The sequence below is a fragment of the Streptomyces fructofermentans genome (assembly GCF_014651055.1).
GTDB lineage: Bacteria > Actinomycetota > Actinomycetes > Streptomycetales > Streptomycetaceae > Streptomyces > Streptomyces fructofermentans.
Map to the genome: position 1 here is coordinate 1 of NZ_BMWD01000061.1, position 9,391 is coordinate 9,391.

General features: G+C 71.0%; 12 protein-coding genes. 11 read left to right on the forward strand and 1 reads right to left on the reverse strand.

The window, feature by feature from the left end; translation table 11 throughout:
* The 11 genes from IE265_RS37755 to IE265_RS37805 all read left to right on the forward strand — a co-directional run.
* Positions 1–462: hypothetical protein (locus IE265_RS37755; RefSeq protein ID WP_190040324.1), on the forward strand; the 462-nt coding region annotated here is incomplete at its 5' end.
* 1 nt (position 463) lies between these two features.
* On the forward strand, positions 464–2,956 hold the full coding sequence (locus IE265_RS37760; RefSeq protein WP_190040325.1) for a right-handed parallel beta-helix repeat-containing protein: 2,493 nt from the start codon (positions 464–466) through the stop codon (positions 2,954–2,956).
* A gap of 71 nt (positions 2,957–3,027) precedes the next feature.
* Positions 3,028–3,963: an N-acetylmuramoyl-L-alanine amidase gene (locus IE265_RS37765; protein WP_190040326.1), complete on the forward strand. Its 936-nt coding sequence runs from the start codon at positions 3,028–3,030 to the stop codon at positions 3,961–3,963.
* The gene (locus IE265_RS37770) at positions 3,960–4,265 is read left to right on the forward strand and encodes a hypothetical protein (protein WP_190040327.1); all 306 of its coding nucleotides are present in this window, start codon (positions 3,960–3,962) and stop codon (positions 4,263–4,265) included. Before IE265_RS37765 ends, IE265_RS37770 begins: the two co-directional genes overlap by 4 nt.
* 88 nt (positions 4,266–4,353) lie before the next feature.
* Positions 4,354–4,554 (forward strand): hypothetical protein, encoded by a 201-nt coding sequence (locus tag IE265_RS37775; RefSeq protein ID WP_190040328.1) that lies wholly within the window; start codon positions 4,354–4,356, stop codon positions 4,552–4,554.
* An 11-nt stretch (positions 4,555–4,565) separates the two neighbouring features.
* Positions 4,566–4,916 carry a hypothetical protein gene (locus IE265_RS37780; RefSeq protein ID WP_190040329.1) on the forward strand — a complete coding sequence of 117 codons (351 nt, stop codon included), beginning with the start codon at positions 4,566–4,568 and terminating at the stop codon, positions 4,914–4,916.
* A 32-nt stretch (positions 4,917–4,948) separates the two neighbouring features.
* Positions 4,949–5,548, forward strand: a complete 600-nt coding sequence (locus IE265_RS37785; protein WP_229916960.1) for a collagen-like domain-containing protein — start codon at positions 4,949–4,951, stop codon at positions 5,546–5,548.
* A 201-nt stretch (positions 5,549–5,749) separates the two neighbouring features.
* Positions 5,750–6,493 carry a DUF6879 family protein gene (locus IE265_RS37790; RefSeq protein ID WP_190040331.1) on the forward strand — a complete coding sequence of 248 codons (744 nt, stop codon included), beginning with the start codon at positions 5,750–5,752 and terminating at the stop codon, positions 6,491–6,493.
* A complete protein-coding gene (locus IE265_RS37795) occupies positions 6,490–7,338 on the forward strand; it encodes a helix-turn-helix domain-containing protein (protein WP_190040332.1) in 849 nt (282 codons plus the stop codon). Before IE265_RS37790 ends, IE265_RS37795 begins: the two co-directional genes overlap by 4 nt.
* Before the next feature lie 85 nt (positions 7,339–7,423).
* Positions 7,424–7,891 (forward strand): hypothetical protein, encoded by a 468-nt coding sequence (locus IE265_RS37800; protein WP_190040333.1) that lies wholly within the window; start codon positions 7,424–7,426, stop codon positions 7,889–7,891.
* A gap of 211 nt (positions 7,892–8,102) precedes the next feature.
* The gene (locus IE265_RS37805; protein ID WP_190040334.1) at positions 8,103–8,654 is read left to right on the forward strand and encodes a hypothetical protein; all 552 of its coding nucleotides are present in this window, start codon (positions 8,103–8,105) and stop codon (positions 8,652–8,654) included.
* A 172-nt stretch (positions 8,655–8,826) separates the two neighbouring features.
* Here the strand turns inward: IE265_RS37805 and IE265_RS37810 are convergent, their stop codons facing one another.
* A complete protein-coding gene (locus IE265_RS37810) occupies positions 8,827–9,063 on the reverse strand; it encodes a helix-turn-helix domain-containing protein (RefSeq protein ID WP_190040335.1) in 237 nt (78 codons plus the stop codon).
* Between the last annotated feature and the right edge of the window lie 328 nt (positions 9,064–9,391).

Consider the following 9,391-nt stretch of genomic DNA (forward strand, 5'->3'; position numbering starts at 1 on the left):
ATGCCCGCACCCATCGTCGCCATCGCCGAGGACGGCACGACCTGGGCCAAGCTCGACACCACCTGGGTCACGCTCTTCGAACCGCTCGCCCCGTTCACCCCCACCATCACCCTGAAGTCCGGTTTCGAGGAGGGCGTGGTCCCGCTCGGCGCCCGCCGGTGGGCAGGCGGCACCCGCGTCTCGCTGGTCGGCCGGATCACCCGCACCGACGCCGGACAGATCACCGATGCCAACGCCGTCAACCTCGGCGCCGTGCCGTCGGACTGCATCCCCTCCGCGCTACGCACCTACCCAGGCACCTGCTCCATGGCCGGCACCACCACCGAGGCGGCGGGCCGCATCGAGATCCTCGGCGAAAGCTCAACGTCCGCCTACGGCGTGACCGGCGACATCCTGTGGTGGTACCAGGGCGACGGCGGCACTGCCTGGGTCGACATCTCCGGCGACTACTGGATGGACTGACATGCCGCTCTACACCTTCGGCGGGAACCCCGCCGCCGTCCTGACCACCGACACCGGCGACGTCGTCCCCAACTACCCGATCATCATCCGCGTCGCCGGATCAGGCGCCGAGGTGACCGCCCTCTACGAGGAGGACGGGACCACGCCCATCGGGCTGCTGCGCTCCAACGCGATCGGCTCCGACAGCCCGGGCGCCATCCGTACGTTCAAGGCCGACGACGTCAGCGCCATCGAGTACGAATACCTCGGCCCGTCCGGCGATCCGGTCCGCTGGTACGAGACCAGCCGCGAGGCATCCACCGCAGCGCTCCTCGGCCTCGAGTCCAAGTTCAACGTCGCCGGCGGAACCATCACCGGCGACGTCGACATCGAGGGCACCCTCGACGTGGAAGAGATCCTCGTCAACGGCCTGCCCATCAGCGGCCTCGGACAGGCCGGCATCTACCTGCCGCAGACCTACGGCGCCGTCGGCAACGGCATCGCCGATGACGCCCCCGCCATCCAGGCCGCCCTCGACGCAGCGTTCACCGCGGGTGGCGGCTGGGTCATCGTGCCGGCCGGAACGTACAAGGTCGCGACGCTGCCCCTGCGCGGCCGCCACGGCGTGCGCCTCACGCTGGCCGACGGGGCGACCATCGCGCGCGGCGCCAACGGCACGATGTTCCTCAACGGCACCGCGGTGCAGGCCTACGGCGGGTACACCGGCCACGGCAACATGATCATTGAGGGCGGGATGTGGGACGCCAAGGCGTCCTCGTACCCGACGTCGGCGATGGTCCTGAGTCTCGGACACGCGCAGAACATCACGGTGCGGAACACCGTCCTGAAGGACACCTGCGGGTACCACGCCATCGAGATGAACGCGATCAAGACAGGTCGCATTATCAACGTGTCCGCGCTGGGCTACCTCGACCCCGACGGAACCAGGACGTTCAGCGAGGCCTTCCAGTTCGACCTGGCCAAGGGCTCCTCGTATTTCGGAGGCTTCGGCCCGTACGACGACACTCCGTGCGTGGACGTCCTCGTCCAGGGCTGCACCGTCGGCCCGTCCGGAACCCCGGGCACCACGAGCTGGCCGCGCGGCGTCGGCTCCCACTCGGCCAGCCCGAGCAAGCCCCACAGCGGCATCACCGTCCGCGATCTGTACTGCGAGGACCTCACCCAGTTCGCGGTCGGCGGCTACACCTGGCAGGACGTCGTGGTCAGCGGCCTCACCCTGAAGAACTGCGGCGCCGGCGTGCGGATGCGGACGCTGGACTCCTCGAGCGCGTCGCACCGCACCCCGGCCGGGGCCGGCTCCCCGTCCATCGCGGGCAGCCAGCCGCTGCGGAACATCGTGGTCGACGACGTCGTCATGTACGGCGGCGGCACCTACGACGCTGCCGTGCGCATCGAGGGCGAGGACACCGGATACGTCGAGGGCGTGACGATCGACAACATCATCTGCCGCGACGTCGGCTCGCAAGCCCTGCGCCTGGTCGACGTCGAGGACTACACGGTGGACCACGTCGTCGCCCGCGGCTGCGGGGCCACCGGCGTGAGCACGCTCGGCACCCGCCGCGGACGCATCCGCGCCCACATCAACGGCGCGGTCGGCGCCGGGATCGCCGTGGACTCCCGCTCCACTCCGGCCGCCTCCGCGACCGACGTCACGCTCGAAGGCTGCTCCGTCACCGGCACGAGCGCGAACGGCATCCACATCTGGGACGGCAACGGGGTCATCGTCGACGACTGCGACACCTACGCCCTGACCGGCTACGGCATCCAGGTCTCGACGAACACGGCGAACCCGACCTTCCGCAACTGCCGGAGCCGGGACACGACGCTCGCCGGGCTGAACATCACGAACACGGTCACCGGGGTGAAGCGGTACGGGAACAGCGTCGGCTCCGTCGCCGACGCCTCCACCACGCCCACCGACACGAGCCCGTTCGACTCCGGGTTCGGAGCGCTCGAGGACGCGATGCGGCCGGCCGGGCGGTACGAGACGACGTCCCGCATGCGGGCCGGAGCGACTACGACCGCCATGGTGTCCGGGGTGCTGTACCTGGTGCCGATCTGGCTACCCAAGGGCGCCGTCATCAGCAACATCAGCTTCATGAACGGGGCAACCGCGGCGGGCACCCCGACGAACTACTGGTTCAGCCTCCACAACAGCGCGCGCGTGGCGCTGGCCCGGACCGCGGACCAGACCACCACGGCGTGGGCCGCGAACACGGTCAAGACCTTGGCCATCGCGCAGACCACCGCCGGGACCGCGTCGTCGTACACCACCACGTACAGCGGCCTGCATTACCTCGGCGTCATGATCAAGGCGACTTCGCTGCCCAACCTCGTCGGCGAGGGCTCCATGTCCACCGGCCCCGGCGCCAGCCCTGGCTTCGGCGACACCACCACCGGCATGAGCACCCCACCGACCGTCACCGCGGGCGCATTCACCGCCGCAGCCTTCGGCGGCAACGTCGGCCTACTCGCCTACGGCTACGCCGCCTGACCAACCCGTCGCTCCCTCACGCCCCGCCCCGCGCCTGATGGCCGGGGCCTTCGTCATGTCTGGAGGACCTGATGGCACCACCCATGGCAGCACGAACGCTCCTGGACCGGCTCCGCGCGGAGGGCCTGGTCGTCGTCGAGGTCGGCGACTGGGAGCACCACAACCGCAACCACAAGGGCCCCTGGGGTCCGGTCCACGGGGTGATGATTCACCACACGGTGACGTGGGGCAGCGCCCGTACGGTGGCGCTGTGCCGCGACGGGCACGCCGGCCTGCCCGGCCCGCTGTGCCACGGCGTCATCTCGAAGGACGGCCGCGTGCACCTCGTCGGCTACGGGCGTGCGAACCATGCGGGCCTGGGCGACGACGACGTGCTGCGCGCGATCATCGACGAGCGGCCGCTCCCGCCGGACGACGAGGCGAACACCGACGGCAACCGGCACTTTTACGGGTTCGAGTGCGAGAACCTCGGCGACGGCGACGACCCGTGGCCCGAGGCGCAGCTCGACGCGATCGAGCGGGCGGCGGCTGCGATCTGCCGGTACCACGGCTGGTCGGAGCGGTCGGTCCTCGGGCACCTCGAGTGGCAGCCGGGCAAGATCGACCCGCGCGGGTTCACGATGGCCGACATGCGGGCGCGGGTCCGCGCCCGGCTCGAGGACGACGATGCGCCGGCACCCGAGCCGGTGCCGCTGCCGGTGCCGGTCGCGCCGAAGGTCAGCCTGTCCCGGCTGATCGCCGCGGCGCGGAAGGACCCGAGCGCGGCGGGCCGGCCGGTCACGTACGCGGGGACGCGGACGGTGGAGGTCGCCCTGGTCGACGAGGGCCTGCTCGCGAAGGCGCGCGTCGACGGGCACTACGGCACCGACACCCGGGCTGCGATGTCCGGGTGGCAGGAGCGGTGCGGGTACCGCGGCCGCCGTGCCGGGCAGCCCGCGGACGGGATCCCCGGGCAGGAGACGCTCAGCCGGCTCGGCAAGAAGCACGGGTTCACGGTCGTCGCATGAGCGGGCCTCCGGACGTGCCGCCCTCGGACTGGCCGGGACTGGAGACGGGGGACGTCGTCCGGCTGACCGACGACGTCTACTACGGCTGGCTCGAGCACGAGGTCACCCCCGTGTTCTGGCACCGATGCGCCGCGCTGGCCGACGTGCCTGCGGAGCACACGGTGCACGGCAGGTGGGTCGCGGCCGGGACCAGCGGGCACACGCTCGTCGCTCGAGAGCCGCTGCACCTCGAGCCGTCCCTGCTGTGGAAGTGCTGCGGCCTGCACGGCTGGGTCCGTGACGGGCAGTGGACCAGCGCCTGAACCCTTAGTTTCCGGCGTGATTTTATGCCGGGCTCTATGACACCCCAGGTCAGAGACGGTCTTTGGCCTGCACAGATAGGAGACAGCAATGCGGATCTCGACGTACTGGAAGGCCATCGTCGCTGGCGCGGTCGCCGGCAGCGGTGTCCTGTCCACGGCTGCGGCCGACGGAGTCATCACGACCGGCGAGGTGTGGCTCATCGTCGGCGCCGTGGTCGGTGGGCTCGGCCTGACGTGGGCCGTGCCGAACAAGCAGACCGGCAGCAGCTCCGGCCGGTCTGGTTTCTGAGCGGAGGGCTCATGGCTGAGGAGCCGTCCAACGGCGAACTCGGGCGGCTCATCGGCGGGTTGGAGGCGCGGCTGGACTCCCGGTTCGGGGAGCTCAACTCGCGCCTCGACAAGGTCGTCAGCCTGGACGTCTACACAATCCAGAGCACGTACGTCGAGCAGCGCCTGGCCCAGCTGCAGTCGGACATCCAACGGTGCTCGGATACGACCGCCCAGCTCGAGGACGCGCTCGAGCAGTACCAGAGGGACGAGGCCAAGCGGCGTGAGGACGAGCGGCAGAAGCGGCTGTATCAGGCGGTCATCCCGATCCTGGTCTGTCTGGTCTCAGCGGCGATCGCGGTGTGGGCGGTGGTGGCCAAGTGAGCGCGGCACGGAGGAAGGCTCGGGCATGGCTGTTGCCGCGGGCTGAGTGGCTGATCGCGTTCACCGCCGTGGTGTTCGTCGGGTTCCTCTGCTGGCTGGCCGTGCAGGTGGTGAGTCTGTCGCAGGACCTGAGGTCGGCGAACGTGGCGCGCGATGCGCTGGCTGCGCAGGTGGAGGGGCTGGGGGCGACGCCGATCGCTGGACCGCCGGGCAGCAGGGGGGAGCCGGGCGAGTCCGTGGTGGGACCGCGCGGGGAGCCGGGAGAGCCGGGTGCGCCTGGGCCTTCCGGCGCTCCGGGGGAGGACGGCGCCGACGGAGACGACGGTACGGACGGGACCGCGGGCGAGGAGGGCACGCCGGGTACGACGGGGGTGGTCGGTCCGGCCGGCCCGCAGGGGGAGCCGGGGCCGGCCGGTCCCCAGGGCGAGCCCGGGCCCGCAGGCGCGGACGGTTCCGACGGCGCCGATGGCGCTGATGGACAGGCATGCCCGGACGGGTACAGCCTGCAGGCCCCGGCGTACGACGAGGCCGCGCTGGTCTGCCGGCGCGGTGAGCAGCCAGACGAGGGCGGGACGGATCCGCCCGGGCCGCTCGCGGCCGGTCTCGACCCGACCCGCCGCCAGTACCCGTGAGCTCTACGCTGCAACGCCATGACGGCCCCCGCTCCCTCGAGGAGCGGGGGCCGCGTCGTCATGCCCGGGTGGGGCTGGGCTGACCGGTTGCGCGCAATCGTGGCGGTGGCGGGCAGGTGCAGCAATCTGCTGCAATCCCGGGGCAGGCAGGTGGCTGCACGCCGCATGCTGTTTCCCCAACCCGCGTATCACGGAGGGCACATGACGCTCAGGTTCCTCGGTACCACCAGCGATGATGGCGACTGCCCCACCCTGTACGAGATCGACGGCACCGACGAGATCCTGGTCCAGGGCGACCGCGAGACGGACCCCGGCCACCTCGCCGAGCTCCGCGACGTGAAGCCGTCCGAGACGTTCGTCCGCGTACCCCGCACTCTCCTCACCCGGTACGCGCCCCGGACCGAGCAGCCCGCCGAGCTCGTGCCGTTCGGCGAGATCGCCCACCTGTTCCGGGAGTTCCGGCACACGGCGTGGCGGCTGGAGACCCGCCGCGGCTACGCCACCGACCGCCGCTCAGAGTTGTGGCCACGGTTCCTCGCAGGCGAGGACCTCAGCGCCGAGCCGCCCAACGCCTGGCGGCAGAACGTCCAGGCGCAGGTGGCCGAGGGCAAGCGGTTCGAACGCGTGCGGCTGATCGACGAACCACCCACACAGGGGCAGCAGTTCCTCCTGGCCCGGGCCGCCAGCAACGTGACGGCCGGCGAGGACATCCGGTACCTCACCCGCAGCGAAGCACAGACGCTGCGGCTGCCGGACGACGACCTGTGGATCTTCGACTCGCGGATCGTGGCCCGACTGGCGTTCGACGAGGAGGACACGACCCTGGGGGTGTACGTCACCGAGGACCCGGCCGAGGTCCTCGCGGCGTGCCAGGCCCGGGACGCGGCCTGGCATCACGCGGTACCTGCCGCGCAGGTCGCAGGGCGGGTAGCTTCCCATATGTGAGCACCGACTTTCAGGCAGCCCGGGCTGCTCTCGGCGTGCGCCTGCGCGAGCTGCGCGCCGCGGCTGGGCTCGAGGGCAAAGAGCTTGCGGCCCTGCTCGGCTGGCAGACCTCGAAGGTGTCGCGTCTGCAGACCGGCAAGCAGACACCGTCCCGTGCCGACCTCAGCGGGTGGGCACGGGCGGTCGGCCGGGCCGACGTGGAGACCGAGTTGCACGGCCTGCTCGCCGGGCTGGACATGAAGGCGCGCTCGAGGTCCTGGCAGCGCTCGCTCGCGGGCGGGCACAGCGGCCGCCAGGAGGTGGCCGTCCAGCAGACCGAGGCGACCACCCTGCTCCGCGGCCTGGAAGTCAGCCGGGTGCCCGGCCTGTTCCAGACAGCGGAGTACGCCCGCTGCATCTTCGACGCCAACGCAGAGTTCCGCGGCATCCCCTCCACCACAGACGACGCGGTCGAGACACGGATGCGTCGGCAGAGCGCGCTGTACGACCCGGAGAAATCATTCCGGTTCCTGCTCTGCGAGGCGGCCCTCTACCACCGGCCGTGCCCCGTGGACGTGATGGCCCAGCAGCTGGACCGGCTCTACATGCTGGTCGGCCAGAAGCGGGTCGAGCTCGGGGTCATCCCGTTCGGGGCGGAGCTGCGGCGTACGGCACCGCACGCCTTCTGGATCTATGACCGGCGGCTGGTCATCGTGGAGACGATCAGCGAGGAGCTGTGGCTCACCGGCGAGGAGGACCTGCAGCTGTACGAACGGGCGTGGGACTGGCTCGCCGAGTCGGCGGAGTACGGGGTGACGGCCAGCCGTCTGATCGGCCGGGCCCGGGCCTCACTGGATCTCTCCTGAGCAATCCGCGCAAGCCGACCACGGGCTTGCGCAATTGCGCGCAATCGTCGCCCTGCCGCGCAATCGAATCTCTACCGTCCTGGTCATGGCCATACCGCCCACTCGGGTAGCTCAGCGTGAAGCAGGACAGGAGTGGCTCCTGTCCCACTCCGATCACCCTGCCGACCTGCTGGCAGCCTGGGACGTAGACACCCTGGGCCCCCTCGCGACGGACCGGCACTGGCGCGTGGGCGAAGCCCCGCTCGCCTTGTCGATGGACGCCATGACCCGCATCGGCTCCCGCCGGTGCGGCCCCGTCCTGGCCGACGTCCCGAACCTGGTCACCTGGTGGCTGCTCCCACCCGACCTGGGCGACGAGCTCGCCGACCTCCGGCAGATCACCATCCACCCCATCGGATGGGAACTCCGGGCGCCGGCCGCCGTCCACCCCATACGCGGCCGCGTATGGCTCGGCACCCTCGACGGCTCCGGCCAGCTCACCGACCCGGTCCTGCTCGGCGCCGCGCTCGGCCCCGGCGGCGGACCTCGCATCCCAGCGGAGGCACTCGGATGACCCATCAGACGACGACGCAGGACCGACCCCCCAAACTGGGCGATCCGACCCGGCCGCCGCGGCCGGCACCCGGCTGTGATGTCTGCGCGGTCCTCGAGCGCAAACGCGCGGAAGCTGCAGGCGCGGGCCGCATCGGCGAGGCCACGACGTGCGAAGTCGAGATCCGGAACCATCCCCACCCTGTGGTTCGGGCGAATGCCGGGGCCGGGTCATGAGCACAGACTCCACCGCAGTCGTCGAAGACGGAGCACCCCTCTTCGAGTTAGACCTCGGCATGGCCGAACTCGTCCGCATGTCCGACGTCCTGGCCCGGTGGGAGACACGGCCCTGGGCCGAGGTGCAGGAGATGGCTCAGCTCATCGGGCCCCGGCTCCTCGGCCAGCTCGTCGGCCGCGGCCTGTGGGACGACTGGTCCGCAGCCGAGCAGGCGTCGCTCCACTGGGCCATGGCCGAGGGGCACTCGGTCGGATGCGTGCTCGAGAGCTACGCCCGCCGCGAGTACGTGGCACCGCGCATCCATTTCCTGCGGCAGGCCATCGACCGAACTGCGGTGGCATGCGGGGCGTACGGGCATACGCGCGTGAGCTCCGGGTCGAGCCTCGGCCAGGCCGAGGAGTACCTCGCTCGCTTCACCGCGCTCCCGGAGGGGTGGCGTGTCGAGGTGATGCGCCGCGCGGCCAGCGGCGGCGACATCGTGGCGGCGATCGCCGAGGCGGCGGTGAGCAGGAACGTGCTGCGCAGCGTGTACGGGATGAAGGTCTGATCTTCTCGCGGCCGACCGCGAGAATGCGGCGGCCGCCCCGGCGGGGGCGGCCGCCGGAGGGATATGACCTACGTCTCCGGAACTCGAGGCCCGGGGCGGACAGGTACCCCACGTGGAGACGATCATGATGGGCGCCCGTCGCCGCGCACCTGGACCCTGCGCTGGCGGCGGGTTACTCCAGCAGGTGAGTGACCGGGACGCCCATGACGTGGGCCAGGCGCAGGAGAGTCGCGAGCGTGGGGTTCCCGCGGCCGGCCTCGATGGACTGCAGGGTGTCGCGGCTGATCTCGGCCGCGAGGTGGAGCTGCTCCTGCGTGAGGTTCTGCTGCACTCGAGCGCTCCGCACGCGCGCGCCCAGGATGTGCTGGCGGTTGGTCAGCCAGTCGTCGTCATCGGGGAGGGCGTGCACGGGTCCACGCTGTGCGCGCCATGATCAGGTGTCAGCACGATAGATCATGCATTGTTTGATCTTCATACTGAGAGGGCAGCATCGCTGCACCCTCCATGTACGGCCCTCTCCGATCCGCCCCCCTAGGCGTCGGGGAGGGCCCCAGCGCCCCCGGTCCAGGCCGGGGGCGCTGCTGTTTGGACAGATAGCGGACAGGGGGATTTCCACTCACCTCCCGCCGGGGCTGGGCAGGGCCGTCGGGGGCGTGTGGCCACGGCCAAACCGAGGGCGTTCGAGCGTTGCAGAGTGGTGCTGAGTGGTATCGAACGGGGATGGTTTGTCCTGGTTC

Coding starts and splice junctions, on each gene's coding strand:
- IE265_RS37760 (WP_190040325.1), top strand. CDS start 464: ATGCCGCTCTACACCTTCGGCGGGAACCCCGCCGCCGTCCTGACCACC.
- IE265_RS37765 (WP_190040326.1), top strand. CDS start 3,028: ATGGCACCACCCATGGCAGCACGAACGCTCCTGGACCGGCTCCGCGCG.
- IE265_RS37770 (WP_190040327.1), top strand. CDS start 3,960: ATGAGCGGGCCTCCGGACGTGCCGCCCTCGGACTGGCCGGGACTGGAG.
- IE265_RS37775 (WP_190040328.1), top strand. CDS start 4,354: ATGCGGATCTCGACGTACTGGAAGGCCATCGTCGCTGGCGCGGTCGCC.
- IE265_RS37780 (WP_190040329.1), top strand. CDS start 4,566: ATGGCTGAGGAGCCGTCCAACGGCGAACTCGGGCGGCTCATCGGCGGG.
- IE265_RS37790 (WP_190040331.1), top strand. CDS start 5,750: ATGACGCTCAGGTTCCTCGGTACCACCAGCGATGATGGCGACTGCCCC.
- IE265_RS37800 (WP_190040333.1), top strand. CDS start 7,424: ATGGCCATACCGCCCACTCGGGTAGCTCAGCGTGAAGCAGGACAGGAG.
- IE265_RS37805 (WP_190040334.1), top strand. CDS start 8,103: ATGAGCACAGACTCCACCGCAGTCGTCGAAGACGGAGCACCCCTCTTC.